Raw genomic sequence first — 17,695 nt, 5'->3', positions numbered from 1 at the left:
CAGACCGATGAATGGGCCGAAGGCCGCCGCTACCTCGGCCTCGACATCCTCGCCAAATCCCGCCTCACCCTCGTCCCCGACACCGGAAGCGAGGTGACCGAACCAGAACTGGCCCTCAGCGCATAATCCTTAGCTCGAAGGAAAACCGGCTACACCACTACCTGGGACTTGACCCGTTTGTCGGCGCGCAACAGCTCGGCTGCCTTGGCGAGAACAGCGGTCCTGGTCGAAAAAGGGGTCTCCCTCCAGGCGAGGAACGCACCGTGTGCGGCAGCAATGGCAGCGTCGACCTCTTCAAGCGTCGCATCGGCGAAGGTCGCGACAGTTTCATTGGTGTAGGGATTGATCGTCTGATACGTCATGTCGAAGGACCATTTTCTGCAGCGGCGCTGCGTCGTTTTCGAGCCTCACATCGCTGCCGGACGCTACTAGGGACTTTGGGCCTTCAGCACTCCGTTCGAGCTCGGTTCACAGGCGAGTTGTCAGCTCAACGCGATCGAGAGCGAGCCCGACGCCCGGCCGGCGCGGAGGTCATCCACGGCGACATCGACTGTAGTGAAGGCGTAGACGGTGACCTCTGGCGCAAGCGCGAGGTGGGGGGCGGTCCGCAAAAAGGCATCCCCTCCGTCCTGGTTTTCGCCGTTACCGTTCGCAGATCGCGCTCGTAGAACAGGTCACGTTCGTTGTTCATGGCGGGGATGTCAGCCCGGTGGATGCCGGCGATGACGACGGTCCAGCCCCGCTCGGTGGCCGCGAGGGCCCGGGGAACGATCTCCCCGACGGGCATGGACTCTGCTTTTAAACCCAGTGCAGGGTGAGCTCGCGATCGATGCTCGGGACCTAGGTCCCTCGACTTGGATGGTGACCGGCTGTTGGACTGTAAGCCGTTCACCGCTGAGGCAACGGGCTGTCCATCGCCCGGGTCGTCGGTGAAACGCATCGCCACCCAGCAAGGGATCCCATGGAAACGTCGATCACCGCCACTCCTTCCAGCGCTCCCGGTGGAACAACGGAGCCCACTTCAGACACCACAGCGCCATCGGGCAGCGAGACCCCCGCATTGACCATCGGGCTGCTGAAGGAATCCGCGGCGGGTGAACGCCGGGTCGCCCTCGACCCCGCAGCCGTGAAACGACTCACCGCCGACGGTCGAGTCGTCTCCGTGGAGTCGGGGGCCGGGGCGAGCGCGAGCTTCGAGGATGCGGCGTATACCGAGGCCGGTGCGACAGTGGTTCCGCGAAAACAGATCATTGCGACGTGCACGGTCATCCCCGTCCTTCGGTTTCCTGACGACACACTCGCGGGGGCATTGCGATCCGGGCAGATGCTGGTGGGGCTCATCGATCCGCTCAATCACCTCCCCGGCATCACGGATCTCGCGGACCGGGGCGTCACTGCCATCGCCCTCGAGCTGCTTCCCCGCACTCTCAGCCGTGCCCAGTCGATGGATGCGCTCAGTTCGCAGTCGAGTGCGGCCGGGTATCGCGCCGGAATCGTTGCGGCGGCGGCCTACGGTCGCTACCTGCCGATGATGATCACGGCATCCGGTACCGCGACCCCGGCAAAGGCCATGGTGATCGGTACCGGGGTGGCCGGGCTGCAGGCCATCGCGACGTTGAAGCGCCTGGGCGCGGTGGTCACCGGGTACGACGTCCGGGCGGCATCGCGCGGTGAGGTCGAATCGCTCGGAGCCAAGTTCCTCACCTCGTCCGTCGCCCAGGGTGCCGGAAAGGGGGGTTATGCCCGTGCGATGACCGATGCGGAGCAAACCACCCAGCGGGCCGAACTCGCCAAGGCCCTTCTCGACTTCGACATCATCATCACGACGGCGAAGGTCCCCGGTCGTACTCCCCCTGAGCTGGTCTCAGAAGCCACCCAGAAGAGCCTGCGCTCCGGAACGGTGTGCGTCGACCTCGGATCGAGCGATAAGGGCGGGAACGTCGCCGGTTCCATCGACGGCAAGACCACGGTCACGGCCGGAGGGGTCACGATCATCGGAGCGGGCGAACTCGCCTCCGACCTGCCGGCCTCCGCCTCCCAGATGTACGGGCGAAACGTCATCGCCGTCATCGCCTCCCTCGCACCGGCGAACCTTGTCGTGATCGACACTACGGACGAGGTGCACAAGAACATCGTCGTGAGTTACGACGGCACCATCACCAACGCGGCGGTCCGCACGGCTTTGCAGCTCGACGCTCTCCCGGCAGAGCCTGAAGCATCGAAAGTGAAGGCATCATGATCGACACCCTGTTCGGCAATCTGGCCATCTTCATCCTGAGCCTCCTGGTGGGGGTCGAGGTGATCAGCAAGATCCCGTCCACCCTGCACACCCCGATGATGTCGGCCGCAAATGCCATCCACGGCGTGGTCATCGCGGGCGCGATCGTGATCGCGTCCGTGGCGAGCAGCCCGGCCGCCTACGTGCTGACGTTCATCGCCGCGGTGCTCGCGGCGGCGAATGTGTTCGGCGGTTACGTCGTCACCGATCGGATGCTGCAGATGTTCACCCGGCCGCATCCCGCCCCCACCGCCGCACCTGCCCCACCCGCCACGGGCGAAGAGGTCGCATCATGAGCATGTTCGAATTCCTCGTCGGAACCTTCTATCTGGGCGCGGCGACACTCTTCGTCGTCGGGCTGCACAAGATGCGCGCTCCCTCCACGGCCCGGCAGGGCAACCTGATCTCCGCCGGAGGTATGGCCATCGCCGTACTGACGACCATCGTGTTCGCCCTCGTCGACTTCGGCGGCAACGTGATCGGTTGGGGTGCCCTCGTGTTCGGGGCAGCAGTCGGCGCGAGCTACGGGGTCATCCGGGCGCGCACGGTGAAGATGACCGCCATCCCGCAACTGGTCAGCGTCTTCAACGCCGTCGGAGGTGGGGCCGCAGCGGCCGTGGCTTTCGCGGACTTCGTCGCCAACCTGAGTCGGGCATCCCTCGACCTCACGGTTTCGATTCCGATCGTGCTCGATGTGCTCATCGGCTCGATCACCTTCTCCGGTTCGCTCATCGCGGCGGGCAAGCTCCAGGGCATCATCTCCGGCAAGCCGCTCACGTTCCCGGGTGCGCGAGTGCTGAATGTGATCGTCGCCCTCATCGCGGTCGGCGCGGGTGTGCTGCTGCTCATCATGCCGCCGAACCTGCTGATCCTGCTGGTCATCATGGTCGCCTCCCTCGTGTTCGGCGTGCTCATGGTGCTCCCGATCGGCGGGGCGGATGCCCCGGTCATCGTCTCTCTTCTCAACGCATTCACCGGGCTGGCCGTCGCCATGGCCGGCTTCGCGATCGACAACCAGGCGCTCATCATCGCCGGTGCCCTCGTCGGCGCAGCCGGCACCATCCTCACCCTGCAGATGGCCAAGGCGATGAACCGTTCGGTCGGGGCGATCATCCTGGGGGGATTCGGCACCGGTGACACAGCGACCGCGGGCGGAGCCGCCGCGGCCGATCTCACGAACGTGCGTGAACTCACCGCCGATGATGTCGCCATCCAGCTCGCCTACGCCCAGCACGTGATCATCGCGCCCGGTTATGGGCTCGCTGCCGCGCAGGCCCAGCACGAGGTCGCGGAGCTCGCCAAGTTGCTCACCGATCACGGGATCGACGTAAAGTACGCGATCCACCCCGTTGCCGGGCGCATGCCGGGCCACATGAACGTGCTGCTCGCGGAAGCGAATGTGCCGTACGAGCAGATGCTGCAGCTCGACGAGGCCAACGCGGCCTTCGGCAACTGCGATGTCGCGCTCATCGTCGGCGCTAACGACGTCTGCAACCCCGACGCGAGGAAGCCTGGCAATGCAGTCTCCGGGATGCCGATCCTCGATGTCGACCACGCCAAGTCGGTAGTGGTGCTCAAGCGGTCGATGCGTCCGGGCTATGCGGGCATCACCAATCCGCTGTTCACCGACCCGAAGACCGGCATGTTCTTCGCCGACGCGAAGAAAGGCCTGGCCGATATCACGACGGCGGTGAAGGAGTACGTCACCGCCTGATCCACCTCACGTTCACGACGACATCATCGCAAGAGAAAGCAGATTTTCATGAAAGCCGCACGTTTCCACGGACGCAAAGACATTCGCATCGACGACATCCCAGAACCGGAGCTGAGAGCGGGAGCGGTCGCCATCGACGTCGCGTGGTGCGGCATCTGCGGCACCGACCTGCACGAGTACCTCGAGGGACCCCTCTTCATTCCACCCGCTGGTCACCCCCATCCTCTGACACACGAGCAGGAGCCCGTGACGATGGGCCATGAGTTCTCCGGAACGATCTCCGCCCTCGGAGACGGGGTCACCGACCTCAGCGTGGGAGAGAACGTCGTCGTCGAACCGTATTTCGTCTGCGGTGAGTGCGCACCGTGCAGAGCGGGCAACTACAACCTCTGCACGAAGATGGGCTTCATCGGTCTCGCCGGAGGCGGCGGCGGACTGAGCGAGAAGATCGTCGTGGATCGACGGTGGGTGCATCCGATCGGCGACATCCCCCTTGACCAGGCCGCCCTTATCGAGCCACTGTCGGTAGGGCACCATGCCTTCGTGCGCAGCGGCGCGAAAGCCGGCGACGTCGCCTTCGTCGGGGGTGCCGGACCGATCGGGCTCCTCCTCGCCGCCGTGCTCAAGGCCGAGGGGATCACGGTGATCATGTCCGAGCCGAGTGCCGCGCGTAAGGCGAAGGCCATTTCGACCGGGGTCGCGCATCACGTGATCGACCCGACGACGGACGATGTGGTCGCTCGGGTGATGGCGCTGACCGACGGCGTCGGAGCGGATGTCGCGTTCGAGTGCACCAGTGTCAACGCGGTGCTCGACCAGCTCTTCGACCTGGTGAAGCCCGCCGGCGTGATCGTCAACGTGTCCATCTGGAGCAAACCGGCCACCATCGACATGCAGAAGCTCGTGCTCAAGGAGATCGACTTGCGAGGCACCATCGCCTATGTCGACGACCACCCCGCGACGATCGCCCTGGTGCAGGCCGGCAAGGTGGATCTCGCACCGTTCATCACCGGCCGCATCACCCTCGACCGGCTCATCGACGAAGGATTCGACACCCTCATCAATCACAAGGAGACCGCGGTCAAGATCATCGTCAGCCCCGAGGTATCCGATGTCCCATGACACAACGGAAGACGGCTGGTCGCCTCAGGGAACTGTCGAGGAGCTGTCCGACGCCGCGAGCTGGGATCTGCTGCGGGGCCGGAACTTCGGGCACCTGGGGCTGAGCGAGGGGGACCGTCCGGACATCTATCCGGTCAACTATCTCTGCGACGGCGAGACGATCCTCTTCCGCACCGCCGAGGGGTCGAAACTTCGCGAGCTCACCCACAATCGGCACGTTGTCTTCGAGGTGGATGCCGAGACAGACGGCGGTGTCTGGAGTGTCGTGCTGAAGGGCCACGCAGTCCACCTGGATATCGATCCCACCCTGACCGACCAGGAGCTCGATGCGCTGCCGCCGTGGGTGCCGATTCAGACCTTTGTCTACGTTCGAATCACCCCTGATTCACTGCGTGGGCGACTGTTCGAGCATCGCCTGCCGATCGGACGGTTCTAGCAGTTCGATCGACTCGGGAGAAGATGCGACTTCGCTTCGGCGCAACCCGCAACAACTCCCGACTCGAGGCGGCATCGGGCGTCGACGGGTCAGCCCGCCCGGGGACGATGTCTAGGCTTGAGGGCATGGCCACAGTGATCCTCGTGCGACACGGTCGCACCACCGCGAATGTCGCCGGCGTGCTCGCGGGCCGCGCCGCCGGGGTGCGACTCGACGACCTCGGGCGTGAACAGGCGGCACGGGTCGGGACGCGCCTTGCTGCGGTTCCCCTCGTCGGGGTCGTCTCGAGTCCCCTCGAGCGCTGCCGGCAGACGGCGCAGGCGATCCTCGCCCACCAGACCGACCTCGCTGGGATCGTGCTGGACAAAGGGATCACCGAGTGCGACTACGGCGAATGGCAGGGGAAGGCCCTCAAGGACCTCGCCTCCGAGCCGCTCTGGTCCGTGGTGCAGTCCCACCCCTCGGCGGCAATATTTCCGGGTGGCGAATCGATGGCGACGATGCAGGCACGGTCCGTGGCCGCGATTCGGCATCACGACGCGGCGTTCGAATCGCAGCATGGTCCCGGCGCCGTGTGGGTGGCGGTGAGTCATGGCGACATCATCAAGTCGATCCTGGCGGACGCCCTCGGTATGCACCTCGACCTGTTCCAGCGGATCAGCGTGGGCCCGGCATCCGTTTCGATCGTGCGGTACGGGATGCGTCGACCCGAGGTCATCGGCACCAATACCGATTCAGGCGACCTCTCCTGGCTTCGTGCCGTCGCCCCGGTCGGGGACGCACCGGTGGGCGGCGGCGCAGGCAACGCTGAGGAAGCACCCACATCCCCCTCGTAGGATGTGGGTATGCCAACCATCGTTCACGGTTTCGACTGGCCCGATCGGGTTGTCGTCGGCACCGTCGGTGAACCCGGTGCACGCACCTTCTACCTTCAGGCCCGGGCCGGGAGACGAGTGGTCAGCGTCGGGATCGAGAAGGAGCAGTCCGCACTCCTCGCCGAGAAGATCGAGGAGATCCTCGACGAGCTGATGAACGCGGAGGGCAACCCGGTGAGCGTGCCGGCGGAGACTCCCATCGAGCTCGTCGACAACGATCCGCTCGAGCAGCCCGTGGATGCGGAGTTCCGCACCGGGGTGATGAGCCTGGGTTGGGACCCTTCGACCGCCCAGATCGTGATCGAGGCGTACCCCCTCGTGGTGACCGAGGACGACGATTCGAGCCCCTTCGACCCGGAGCCCGCTGAGGTAGAACCGGCGGAGATGCTGATGGTGCGGATCCCGGTCGGCACGGCCCGGGCGTTTGCGAAGCGAACCCTCGAGGTTGTGGGTGCCGGTCGCCCTATCTGCTCGGTGTGCGGGTCGCCGATCGACCCGGACGGGCACGTCCACACGCTTCCCGGCGATCTCTGACAATGGCCGCTGCCGACCTCCAGCATGGTGAGCTCGAACTCACGGGGCGCATCAGGACCGCGTCGAACGCGACCTTCCTCGCGCAGCTGGACGGTATCCCCGTGGTCTACAAGCCCATCGGCGGTGAACGCCCGCTGTGGGACTTCCCCGACGGGGATCTCGCGAGCCGGGAGGTGGCGGCCTATCTGGTGTCCGAGGCCTTCGGTTGGAGTGTCGTGCCGCGCACCTGGCTCCGCGACGGTCCGCTCGGCACCGGGATGGTGCAGCTCTGGCAGGACGTCGATCCCGGGCAGGATGCCGTGGACCTGATGGCGACTGAAGCCGTGCCCGACCAGGGCTGGCGTCGAGTCTTCGACGGCACGGATCACGCGGACCGGCCGGTGACGCTCGTGCACGAGGACTCCCCGGCCCTGCGACGGATGGCCGTCTTCGACATCGTCGTGAACAACGCCGATCGCAAGGGCGCTCACGTGCTCGCGATGGCGGACGGACATCGCCACGGGGTTGACCACGGGCTCACCTTCCATCAGCAGCACAAGCTGCGGACGGTGCTGTGGGGATGGCTTGGCGAAGAGCTCGATCCCGAGGAGCTCGCGGGCATCGATCGCGTTCGATCGGCTCTCGCCGGGGACCTCGGAGCGGCCTTGGCCCCACTGATCACCGCCGAGGAACTGGCGGCCCTCGCCGGCCGATGCACCCGGCTTCTCGCCAAGGGGCGATTTCCGGCGCCGCGCGGCGAGATGCCCGCCATGCCCTGGCCGCTCTTCTAGCCGGAGCGTTGGGTCAGCCCCAACGCCCCCATCCGCGACCGAACATCCCGTCGAAGTCCTCGCCGGCGCCGGCCGATCCGCCGGATCCTCGTGAGCCGAGGTAGGAGCTCACGACCGCGGCACCGAGATCGTCGAGCTCGGGAGCAACCACCCTGCCGCCGACCCGCTTGGCCATCGAATCGATGAACCGGGCGAGACCGGGGTCTTCGCCGAGGCGGAAGAACGTCGTCTGGGCCCCGAGTCGCATCGAATTGTCGAGCTCCCGCACCGCCACAGCGACCGTCACCGGATGCGGCGGGTAACTGAAGAACACGTCGCCGCTCGCCTCGAGGTGCGAGGTCGGTTCTCCGTCGGTCACGATGAGCAACACCGGTTGCGCGTTCGGATGCTTACGGAAGTGCCGGTTCGCGAGGAGGAGGGCGTGATGGAGGTTGGTGCCCTTGTCATACTGGGCGTCGAGGCCGGTGAGCTGCTCGATATCCATCACCTCGGCATGGCGACCGAAGGCGATGAGTTGCAGGTCGTCGCCGCGGAATCGGCTGGTGATGAGCGAATGGAGCGCGAGGGCCGTGCGCTTCATCGGCACCCATCGCCCATCCATGGCCATCGAGAATGACGTGTCGACAAGCAGGGCGACGCAGGCCTGGGTGCGAGCCTCGGTCTCCTGAACTTCGACGTCTCCGATCTCGATGCGGATGCCGGCCGTGGTGTCGCCGCCCTCGCCCGCGGTGCGGGTCAGTGCGTTGGTGATCGTGCGGGTGACATCCCAGGCCTCGGTATCGCCGAAGGCCCACTCCCTGGTGGCGCCGGAGCGCTCCCCCGCGGCGCCGGCCTGGCGGAGGTCGCGGTTGCCCTGACGCCCGGACAGGCGTCCGGCGACATCCCGCAGCAACGCCTTTCCGAGCTGACGCATCGCCTTGGGGGTGAGCTTGAGTTGGCCGTCGGAGCCCCGTTTGAGTGTTCCGGAGTCGCGGAGTGCCTTCTCGAGCTGCTGGAGGGTGCGCGCATCGACGGCGGCCTCGTCCCCGAGCTGGCGCGACAGGGCATCCAGGTCGAGGTCGTCCATTCGCGAACCGTCGTAGGACTGGGACAGCTGGTCGGACAGGGCATCGAGCTCGGCGATGTCCTGGAATACGCCCGTGCCGTCACCGAGGCCGAGTCCCTGTTGCCCGTCCAGCTGTTCCGATCCGCCCCAGTTCTCACCGGGACGCAACGCCCGCAGCGTGCCGTCGAGCTGCGAGAGGGACTGCATCAGTTGCGGCGACCCGAAGGCCTGCTGAGCGAGGGCGTCGAGTTCATCCCGCTGCTCCTGGCTCATCGAATTGCGCATACGCTGAGCGGCGGCGGCGCGCTGGGCGAGCGAGTCGAGCAGTTCGTCGATGGTGGTGGGGTTGTCGGGAAAGTAGTCGCCGTGCTTCCGCATGAACTCGTCGAACTGCTCCGGCGTGTCTTCGCCTCGAGCGTGGGCGTCGAGCAGGGCATTGAGGTCGGTCATCATGTCGGTGATGGCGGCGCGGTCCTCGTCGGTGGCGTTCTCGAGAGCATCCTTCATGCCGGCGAAACGCTGGTCGAGCATCTCGCGACCCAGCAGGTCTTTGATCTTCTCGAAATCGGCGCGGGCCTCGCTGCTCTTCCAGTCGTAGGCGCCAAGCTCGCTCACCGCTGCGGCCGGGGAGGCGGGCAATGCGTCGAGCTGCATCTCGGCCAGCATCCGATCGCCGTCGTCCATCTCGGTGTCCCTGGCGAGCTGTTTGCGTTCAGCCAGGACCGCCTTCTCGAGGAGTTCCTTCACCTGCTGCAGCGTGCCGTCGAGGTTGTGCTTGCGGGTGAGGTCTCGTCGGCGCTCGGCGACCCGGCGGGCGAGGTCGTCCAGACCGGCCCGGTCGGCTCCGCCCCGGCGCAGAAACTCCCGCATCGCCCGCTCGGGCGATGAGCCGGCCATCACCTCCTCACCGATGGCATCGAGAGCCTCGGTCAGGTCGACCGGCGCGGCGAGCGGATCCGGCCCGCCGTCGTACCGGCCGTAGCGGGCACGGAGGAGTCGACGATTGGCCCTAACCACGGTGGTCGCTGACGACAATCGGGCTAACCATAGATGACCTCGCCGCCACCGCTCTCCTTGCTGATGCGCCGCATCAGGTAGAGGCCCTCGAGGGCAAGCTCGATCGCGCCGGCGCGCTGGCCGTCGTTGGTACCACCGAGGCGATCACAGATCTCGTCGTAGAGTTCCGATTCGCCCAGGGCCGGGAGCCCGGCGAGGAAGTCGCGGGCCGTGACCTGCTCCCCCGTGGTGACCATGGCGCCACTTTCGATGGCCTCGACCAGCACGGCGAAGTCGAGACCCCGGAAATGCGTGCGCACCGTCTCCGCGGTCGCGGTGCGGAGCAGGTGGTCGAGCACCTCGTCCTCGCGCCCCTCCTCGCCCGATTCGAACTCGATCTTGCCGCCGAGCACGTCGACGGCCGTCTCCAGGTCCACCGGGCGGGCCACCGCATCCGCCTCGCCCTGGCGCGTGGCGCGATGAATCGCCGCCGCGGCGATGGTCTCGGCGCCCGCGATGGCGAAGCGGGCGCTCACGCCGCTGCGCTGGTCGACCGCGCTCGACTCGCGCAGCGCGCGGGTGAAGCGGGCGAGGATCTCGACAAGGTAGTCGGGCACGTCGGCGACGAGGTCGGACTCCTGACGGATGATCGCGATCTCGTCGGCCATCTCCGTCGGGTAGTGCGTGCGGATCTCTGCGCCGAAGCGGTCCTTCAGCGGGGTGATGATGCGACCACGGTTGGTGTAGTCCTCGGGGTTTGCGCTCGCCACCACCAGCACATCGAGCGGGAGCCTCAGCACATAGCCGCGGATCTGGATATCCCGCTCCTCCATCACATTGAGCATCGCGACCTGGATGCGCTCGGCGAGGTCGGGCAGTTCGTTGATGGCTACGATGCCGCGGTGGCTGCGCGGGATGAGGCCGAAGTGGATGGTCTCCGGGTCTCCGAGGCTCCGTCCCTCGGCCACCTTCATGGGATCGACGTCTCCGATGAGGTCGGCGACGGAGGTGTCTGGGGTGGCGAGCTTCTCGGCGTATCGCTCGTCCCGCGCCCGCCAGATCACCGGCAGCTCGTCGCCGAGCTCGGAGGCACGCCGTCGACTCTCCGTCGTGATCGGCTCGAAGGGATGCTCGCCGAGCTCGGAGCCCTCGATCACCGGGGTCCACTCATCCAGGAGTCCGACCATCGTGCGGAGCAGCCGGGTTTTGCCCTGTCCGCGTTCACCCAGAAGCACGATGTCATGCCCGGCGATGAGGGCCCGCTCCAGCTGCGGGATCACCGTGGACTCGAAGCCGTGCAACCCGGGCCAGGGGTCACGTCCGTCGCGAAGCGCCGCGAGGAGGTTCTCGCGAATCTCGACGCGAAGCGTCTTCTGCACGTGTCCGGAGGACCGGAGCTCGCCGACAGTGGTCTGGGTTGGACGTATCACCCTCTGAATTTTACGCCCGCCCCCGACCGCACTTGCTGGGCCCTTCTAGGGAAGCGCGTGACCGGCAGCCGTGAATAGCCGGTACCACTCCGGCCGCGTAAGAGGCAGGCCGGATCCGAGGGCCGAGTCGCGCATCCGCTCGATGTTCGTCGTTCCCAGCACTACCTGCCTGTGGGCCGGATGACGCGTGATCCAGGCCTGCGCGATGGCGGCAGCCGGCACCTCGTAGGTGATCGCGAGATCATCGATCGCGTCATTCGGCTCGGGATAGTTCTCCCGGTCGTCCAGGAATACCCCGTCGAAGAATCCCTTCTGGAACGGCGACCGGGCCTGGAGGGTGATCCCTGTGAGGCGGCAATGGTCGAGGATGCGTGGCGGCTCTCCGCGGCTCTCCGCGGCTCTCCGCAGGCTGTGGCGGGCGGCCGTGTGGATCCACTCGGGAGTAGATGCGACTAGGCGGCAGGAAAAGTCGCCATTACTCCCGACTCGACCAAGAGGCCGCCGGGATTTCGGGACGCCGTCGGGAGTCGGGAAGCCGCCGGGAGTCGGGACGCCGTCGGGAGCCCGGTAGGGCTCGGTGCCCTTAGGTGCCCCCAGCAGCCCTCCCGCTTACTCCTCGGGCGCCGGATGCGACCCGAGGTGCAGGATCGCCGCCTGCGTGCGCCGCTGCAGACCGAGCTTTGCCAAGAGGCCGGACACATAATTCTTGACAGTCTTCTCCGCGAGGGAGAGTTCGAGGCCGATCTGACGATTGGTGAGTCCCCCGGCGATCAGGGACAGGATCTGCGTCTCCCGGGCGGTGAGCGACCCGAGGCGCGGGTCGGTGTCGGTGCGGGTGTGGATGCGCTCGATCACTTTGCGAGAGAGCATCGGGTCGATCAGGGACCGCCCGGCCGCGACCTTACGCAACGAGTCGACGAGGCCGCTGCCGCGGACATCCTTGAGCACGTAGCCGGATGCCCCGGCGATGACGGCCGCGGAAAGCGCCTCGTCGTCGTCATACGCGGTGAGAATGAGGCACTTGACCTGCGGATTCTGTGAGCGCACATCCCGGCATACATCGATGCCGCTCCCGTCGGGAAGTCGAACGTCGAGAAGCGCCACGTCGGGCAGGGTCGCGGCGATGCGGGATCGAGCTTGCGCTGCCGTGCCGGCTTCACCGACCACCTCGATGTCGTGCTCGGCCCCGAGCAGTTCGGCGATCCCGCGCCGCACGATCTCGTGGTCATCCACCAGGAACACCCTGATCATGCAGCATCCGTTCCATCGTCCGAGCCATCGATGGGCACTCTCCAGTCGACCGAGGTGCCCGCTGGCCCGGTGTTCACCGTGAAGGATCCGCCGCGCGCCGTCGCCCGCTCCTCGAGGTTGGCCAGACCACTCCGTCGCGAGCTGTCGCTGATGCCTCCGCCATTGTCGGAGATCACGAGCCGGATGGTTCCGTCCACGATGTCGAGGGTAACCCCGGTCTGGTCGGCGTTGGCATGCTTGGCCGCGTTGGCGAGGGCCTCGCGGACCACCGCGACCACATCGTCCGCGAGCGTGCCCGTCACCACGAGATCCACCGGGCCGGTGAAGGAGACTGTCGGGCTCTTCTGCAGGCCGGGGGTGAGGTCGTTGGCGAGATCGAGGATGCGGTGGCGCACCGAGTCGCGGGTGTCCTGGCGCGGGGAGAGCGCGAAGATCACCGTACGGATCTGGGTGACGGCAGCGTCGAGGTTGGTGACCGCCTGCAGGATCCGCTCCCGCTCCATGGGCGATTCGATCGATCCCGCGACGCTCTGCAATTCGAGCCCGGTACCGAACAGCTGCTGGATCACATGGTCGTGAAGGTCGCGGGCGATGCGTCCGCGATCCTCGAGAAGCAGCATCCGCTGTTCGGATGCCCGGGCGCGCGCCAATTGCACCGCGAGGCTGGCCTGACCGGCGAAGTCCGCCGTCATCTCGAGGTCGGCGGGGGTGAATCGCAGTCCCCCGGCCACACGGGCGACGAGCAACACACCCTCGGCGCGGCCGGCAGAGATCAACGGAACCGCCATCATCGGGCCGAGGGGATTCTCGATGGCGAAGACCTGCGCATCCGCACCGCCGTCCCCCACCAGTCGAGGCTGCTTGCCCTCGAACACGCTCGCCGCGAGGGACCCTGCCGCGGGGAAGATGCGCCCGGTGAGTTCGTTCTCCCCCTGCCCGCGGGCGACCTCGACGACGAGGGTTCCCTCGGTGGGGCCGGGCAGGATCATGCAGACGAGATCACTCTCGGCAAGCACGAGCACCCGGTTCACAATGGTCGACAGCGAATCGGACTGGTTGAAGGAGAGCATTGCTGCGGTGATCTCTGCGGATGCCGCCGACCACGCCTGCCGGCGACGGGTCTCCGCGAAGAGCCGAGCGTTGTCGATGGCGAAGCCGGCGGACGCGGCGAGGGACTCCACGAGCTGCTCGTCTTCGCGACTGAAAGCACCGGAGGACTGGTTGCTGAGATAGAGGTTGCCGTAGACCTCGTCGCGCACCCGGATCGGCACCCCGAGAAAACTCTCCATCGCCGGGTGACCGGCCGGAAATCCGCTCGACCGGGAGTCTTCGTGCAGATGCTCGAGCCGGATGGGGCGCGGGTCATCGATGAGGGCACCGAGCAATCCGTGCCCTTCGGGCAGGTGCCCGATGATGCGAGCCTGCTCGGGAGGGATGCCCACGTGGATGAACTGCTCGAGGCCGCCGCCGGGAGCGATCACCCCGAGGGCGCCGTACTCTGAGCCGACAAGTTCGACCGCGGCCTGGATGATCCGCTCGAGTACCACGGGCAGTTCGAGGTGTTCCACGACGGCGAGGTTCGCCCGGAGCAGCGCACGGAGTCGCCCCTGGGTCGCGAGCACGTCCTGGGCGCGATCCACCAGCTCGCTGAGGGCTCGATCGAGATCGGCCCGTGGTTCGTCGGGAAAGGTGAGCCGCTCGTCTTGCGATGCCACGTGACTCCTCTGCCGGCGGTGATCCGGGCTGCCCGAGGGGGAAGCCGAGGTGCCTTGCGTGCCGACACCTCGAGCGTAGTCCGTCGGGGGCCGAGCCGATCCGAGGGCGACGGGACTTTAGGCCCGGTCGAAGCCTGAGCATCCCTACAGGCTGTGAGCAACAGAAGAAGCGGGGCGGTCTGATGAACGGAATGATCCTTGTCGGCGCGGACGGGACCTCGGCTGGTCGTGCGGCGATCAGCTGGGCGGTGCGCCGTGCGGCCTCCGTCGGATCGCGGGTGATGCTCGTCCACATCGTCGATGACGAATGGGGCATGATCGGCGAGCAGTCGATCTCCGAACTCCATCCCTCGGCCTTCGAACTCGTGGAGAAGGACGCGGTCTTCGCCCGCTCGATCGATTCCAGCGTCACCGTCACCACTCGGGTGATGCTCGGTGACCCGATGGTCGAACTCGGAGTCGCCTCGCGGGAGGTCGATCTCGTGGTGATCGGCACCCACAAGACAGGTTTTCTGCACGGTCGGGCGTTTGGGTCGCGCAGTCTCCAACTCGCGGCGACGGCCTGGTGCCCGGTCGCGGTGATTCCGGAGGGGTCGATGATCGAACGACACGGCGTCGTCGCGGGAATCGACGATTCGGATGCCGGTCGGGCCGCCGTGCGCTTTGCGGCGATCGAGGCCCACCGGGCGCACGAGGAGCTCATCCTTCTGCGCGCCTGGAACGTCGGCAGCGGCGCATCCAGCACGGATGCCGAACAAGCCGACACCCGCGCCAGACAGGCCGCCGAGACACTCTGCGCCGAGTCCGTCGCGCTCGCCCGCAGCGCCGGAGACGATCTGCTCGTGCGCACCCGCACACTGCGACGCCCCCCGGCGGAGGCCCTCGTCGATGCGGGGATGTCGGCCGAACTCCTCGTCATCGGCAGTTCCCGGCGGCACGGATCCCAGATGTCCGCCCTCGGACCGGTGAGCCACGACGTGTTGCTCAACATCGCCGGCCCCACTCTCGTCGTGCACGGAGACACCGTCGCCGCCACCGACCCCACAGCCCTCGACCAACCGATCCGGAGACATCAGTGAACGACATCCTCAGCCCCCTCGTACTGTCACAGTGGCAGTTCGGGCTCACGACGATCTACCACTTCCTATTCATCCCCATCACGATCGGCATGGCCACCACCACGGCGGTCTTCCAGACGGCGTGGTACCGAACCGCGAAGGTGAAGTACCTGCACCTCACCCAGTTCTTCGGCAAGATCTTCCTCATCAACTTCGCCATGGGCGTGGTGACCGGCATCGTGCAGGAGTTCCAGTTCGGAATGAACTGGTCGACGTATTCGCGATTCGTCGGGGACGTCTTCGGCGCTCCGCTCGCGATGGAGGGGCTGCTCGCCTTCTTCCTCGAGGCCACTTTCATCGGCCTGTGGATCTTCGGCTGGGACAAGCTGCCGAAGGGCATCCACCTCGCCACGATCTGGCTCACCGCGGCGGGCACGATCCTCTCGGCCTACTTCATCCTCGCGGCGAACGCCTTCATGCAGCATCCGGTGGGCTTCCGCATCAACGAGGCCCGCGGGCGGGCGGAACTGACGGATATCTGGGCGGTGCTCACCAATAAGGTGTCGCTCGCCTCGTTCCCCCACACGATCGCCGCCTCGTTCATGGTCTCCTCCGCGCTCGTGATCTGCATCGCCGCCTGGCATCTCGCCCGTAAGCAGAATCTCGACACGATGCGGCCGGCGATGGTCTTCGCGCTCTGGACGATGATCGGTGCCGGAATCCTCACCGTGCTCACCGGCGACCAGCTCGGGCTCGTGATGGTGCAGACGCAGCCGATGAAGATGGCTGCGGCCGAAGCGGCCTACAACACGGCGAGCGGGGCGGATGCCTCGTTCTCCATCTTCACCCTCGGCACACCGGACGGGGTGAGCGAACTGTTCTCGATCCGCATCCCCTACCTGTTGTCGTTCCTGTCCACGCACACCCTGACGGGCACGGTCGAGGGCATCAACGACCTGCAGGCGCAGTACCGTACGCTCTACGGTCCCGGTGACTACGCTCCGGTCGTCTGGGTGACCTACTGGGCCTTCCGGTGGATGATCGGACTCGGCATGCTCTCGGTTCTGTTCTCCGCTGTCGGCCTCTGGCTCATGCGTAAGGGACGCCTGCCGCAGAACAAGTGGGTCTGGCGCATCGCCGTCTGGGCGTTCCCGTTGCCTCTCGCCGCCATGATCGTCGGCTGGATCTTCACCGAGATGGGTCGCCAGCCGTGGATCGTCTTCAGCCTGCTGAAGACCAAGGATGCCGTCTCCCCCAACCTCACCGGTCTCGACGTGCTGATCTCGATCGTCGCGTTCACCCTGATCTACGGCATCCTCGCGGTCGTGGAATTCCGACTGCTCAAGCGTGCAGCCCAAAAGGGACCAGAGAGTGTGCCGGTCACCGATGCCTCCGATGCCCCGACCGCAACCGTGACTGTCTACTAGGAGCAATGATGGATCTCAATATTCTGTGGTTCTGGATCGTCGGATTTTTCTTCATCGGCTATTTCGTGCTCGAGGGCTTCGATTTCGGGGTGGGGATGGCGCTGCCGTTCCTCGGCCGAGACGACATCGATCGCCGGGTGATGATCAACACGATCGGTCCCGTCTGGGACATGAACGAGACCTGGCTGATCGTGGCCGGCGCGTCCCTCTTCGCGGCGTTCCCGGAGTGGTATGCCACCCTGTTCAGCGGGTTCTATCTCGCGCTTCTGCTCATCCTGCTCGCCCTGATCGCACGAGGTGTGTCCTTCGAATACCGCCACCACCGGCCGGAGTCGCGCTGGAAGAAGTGGTTCGACGGAATGATCGTGGTCGGCTCGGCCGTGCCTGCGCTGCTCTGGGGTGTCGCATTCGCGAACATCGTGCAGGGCGTCGCGCTCGACTCCGGGCACAACTACACGGGCACCCTGTTCGACCTTCTGAACCCCTACGCGCTGCTCGGCGGTCTCACCACGCTCATGCTGTTCTTCACCCACGGCGTGGTGTTCGTGTCACTGAAGACCGATGGCGACCTGCGGCTGCGTGCCCAGAGACTCGCGGTGCGGTCAGGGGCGATCACGGTCGTCGTCGCGGCGGTGTTCCTGCTCTGGACCAACCTCGCCCACGGGCAGGTCGCCTCCTGGCTGCTTGCGTTGCTTGCCGCTGTGCTGCTGATCGGCTCGTTCTTCGCCAACCTGCGTGGCCGCGAACGCTATGCCTTCGGACTCATGGCGGGCACGATCGCCATCGCGGTCGCGAGTCTCTTCGCCGCCCTCTTCCCGAATGTGATGCCGGCGAGCAACGATGTGGCCAACAGCCTCACCATCGCGAATGCCTCGAGCACGCCGTACACGCTCTCGGTGATGAGCTGGGTCGCCGTCGCGGTGCTGCCCTTCGTGCTGGCCTATCAGGCCTACACGTATTGGGTCTTCCGCAAGCGCATCACGCGTCATTCGATCCCGGAAGACACGCAGCCGCTCGCGGACGCGACAGTCGTCGGCGGCTGAA

18 protein-coding genes are annotated in these 17,695 nt (G+C 66.3%); 11 read left to right on the top strand and 7 right to left on the bottom strand.

Annotated elements, in window-relative coordinates; translation table 11 throughout:
- Positions 1 to 149 precede the first annotated feature (149 nt).
- Together ABIB54_RS11195 and ABIB54_RS11190 are read right to left on the bottom strand one after the other, a co-directional pair.
- The gene (locus ABIB54_RS11195; RefSeq protein WP_354575585.1) at positions 150 to 362 is read right to left on the bottom strand and encodes an aldehyde dehydrogenase family protein; all 213 of its coding nucleotides are present in this window, start codon (positions 360 to 362) and stop codon (positions 150 to 152) included.
- Between the two features lie 120 nt (positions 363 to 482).
- Positions 483 to 611, bottom strand: coding sequence for a hypothetical protein (locus tag ABIB54_RS11190; protein ID WP_354575584.1), 129 nt, complete (start codon positions 609 to 611; stop codon positions 483 to 485).
- Positions 612 to 961: 350 nt separating this feature from the next.
- On the opposite strand from ABIB54_RS11190, the gene ABIB54_RS11185 reads away from it, so the two are divergent.
- The 8 genes from ABIB54_RS11185 to ABIB54_RS11150 all read left to right on the top strand — a co-directional run bounded on the left by ABIB54_RS11185 (position 962) and on the right by ABIB54_RS11150 (position 7,729).
- Positions 962 to 2,239, top strand: coding sequence for an NAD(P) transhydrogenase subunit alpha (locus ABIB54_RS11185; protein ID WP_354575583.1), 1,278 nt, complete (start codon positions 962 to 964; stop codon positions 2,237 to 2,239).
- Positions 2,236 to 2,574, top strand: coding sequence for an NAD(P) transhydrogenase subunit alpha part 2 (locus ABIB54_RS11180; protein WP_354575582.1), 339 nt, complete (start codon positions 2,236 to 2,238; stop codon positions 2,572 to 2,574). Before ABIB54_RS11185 ends, ABIB54_RS11180 begins: the two co-directional genes overlap by 4 nt.
- Complete coding sequence (locus tag ABIB54_RS11175; RefSeq protein WP_354575581.1) at positions 2,571 to 3,992, top strand: NAD(P)(+) transhydrogenase (Re/Si-specific) subunit beta; 1,422 nt, start codon at positions 2,571 to 2,573, stop codon at positions 3,990 to 3,992. The genes ABIB54_RS11180 and ABIB54_RS11175 overlap by 4 nt, the downstream gene beginning before the upstream one ends.
- A gap of 48 nt (positions 3,993 to 4,040) precedes the next feature.
- Entirely contained in the window at positions 4,041 to 5,114 is a 1,074-nt protein-coding gene (locus ABIB54_RS11170) for a 2,3-butanediol dehydrogenase (protein ID WP_354575580.1), read from the top strand.
- Positions 5,104 to 5,550 carry a pyridoxamine 5'-phosphate oxidase family protein gene (locus tag ABIB54_RS11165; protein ID WP_354575579.1) on the top strand — a complete coding sequence of 149 codons (447 nt, stop codon included), beginning with the start codon at positions 5,104 to 5,106 and terminating at the stop codon, positions 5,548 to 5,550. The genes ABIB54_RS11170 and ABIB54_RS11165 overlap by 11 nt, the downstream gene beginning before the upstream one ends.
- A 125-nt stretch (positions 5,551 to 5,675) precedes the next feature.
- Positions 5,676 to 6,386, top strand: coding sequence for a histidine phosphatase family protein (locus ABIB54_RS11160; protein WP_354575578.1), 711 nt, complete (start codon positions 5,676 to 5,678; stop codon positions 6,384 to 6,386).
- A 9-nt stretch (positions 6,387 to 6,395) separates the two neighbouring features.
- Positions 6,396 to 6,959 carry a DUF3090 domain-containing protein gene (locus tag ABIB54_RS11155; RefSeq protein ID WP_354575577.1) on the top strand — a complete coding sequence of 188 codons (564 nt, stop codon included), beginning with the start codon at positions 6,396 to 6,398 and terminating at the stop codon, positions 6,957 to 6,959.
- A 2-nt stretch (positions 6,960 to 6,961) separates the two neighbouring features.
- On the top strand, positions 6,962 to 7,729 hold the full coding sequence (locus ABIB54_RS11150) for an SCO1664 family protein (protein WP_354575576.1): 768 nt from the start codon (positions 6,962 to 6,964) through the stop codon (positions 7,727 to 7,729).
- A 13-nt stretch (positions 7,730 to 7,742) separates the two neighbouring features.
- Here ABIB54_RS11150 and ABIB54_RS11145 read toward each other — a convergent pair whose 3' ends face one another.
- From ABIB54_RS11145 to ABIB54_RS11125, 5 genes are all read right to left on the bottom strand, one after another.
- A complete protein-coding gene (locus ABIB54_RS11145; protein WP_354575575.1) occupies positions 7,743 to 9,809 on the bottom strand; it encodes a vWA domain-containing protein in 2,067 nt (688 codons plus the stop codon).
- Between the two features lie 5 nt (positions 9,810 to 9,814).
- Complete coding sequence (locus ABIB54_RS11140) at positions 9,815 to 11,200, bottom strand: MoxR family ATPase (protein ID WP_354575574.1); 1,386 nt, start codon at positions 11,198 to 11,200, stop codon at positions 9,815 to 9,817.
- Positions 11,201 to 11,245: 45 nt separating this feature from the next.
- Positions 11,246 to 11,608: an aldo/keto reductase gene (locus tag ABIB54_RS11135; RefSeq protein WP_502917119.1), complete on the bottom strand. Its 363-nt coding sequence runs from the start codon at positions 11,606 to 11,608 to the stop codon at positions 11,246 to 11,248.
- A gap of 201 nt (positions 11,609 to 11,809) precedes the next feature.
- Positions 11,810 to 12,451, bottom strand: a complete 642-nt coding sequence (locus ABIB54_RS11130) for a response regulator (RefSeq protein WP_354575573.1) — start codon at positions 12,449 to 12,451, stop codon at positions 11,810 to 11,812.
- Positions 12,448 to 14,166 (bottom strand): sensor histidine kinase, encoded by a 1,719-nt coding sequence (locus ABIB54_RS11125; RefSeq protein WP_354575572.1) that lies wholly within the window; start codon positions 14,164 to 14,166, stop codon positions 12,448 to 12,450. The genes ABIB54_RS11130 and ABIB54_RS11125 overlap by 4 nt, the downstream gene beginning before the upstream one ends.
- A gap of 182 nt (positions 14,167 to 14,348) precedes the next feature.
- Between ABIB54_RS11125 and ABIB54_RS11120 the strand changes: the two genes are divergently transcribed.
- The 3 genes from ABIB54_RS11120 to cydB are packed head-to-tail and all read left to right on the top strand — an operon-like array spanning position 14,349 to position 17,694.
- Positions 14,349 to 15,245, top strand: a complete 897-nt coding sequence (locus ABIB54_RS11120) for a universal stress protein (protein ID WP_354575571.1) — start codon at positions 14,349 to 14,351, stop codon at positions 15,243 to 15,245.
- Positions 15,242 to 16,651: a cytochrome ubiquinol oxidase subunit I gene (locus ABIB54_RS11115; RefSeq protein WP_354575570.1), complete on the top strand. Its 1,410-nt coding sequence runs from the start codon at positions 15,242 to 15,244 to the stop codon at positions 16,649 to 16,651. Before ABIB54_RS11120 ends, ABIB54_RS11115 begins: the two co-directional genes overlap by 4 nt.
- 8 nt (positions 16,652 to 16,659) lie before the next feature.
- On the top strand, positions 16,660 to 17,694 hold the full coding sequence (cydB, locus tag ABIB54_RS11110; RefSeq protein ID WP_354575569.1) for a cytochrome d ubiquinol oxidase subunit II: 1,035 nt from the start codon (positions 16,660 to 16,662) through the stop codon (positions 17,692 to 17,694).
- The last annotated feature ends 1 nt before the right edge of the window (position 17,695 follow it).

This window comes from Frigoribacterium sp. UYMn621 (assembly GCF_040549525.1).
GTDB lineage: Bacteria > Actinomycetota > Actinomycetes > Actinomycetales > Microbacteriaceae > Lacisediminihabitans.
The sequence above is the reverse complement of the archived record's forward strand: the minus strand, read 5'-3'. Positions and strand labels throughout refer to the sequence as shown.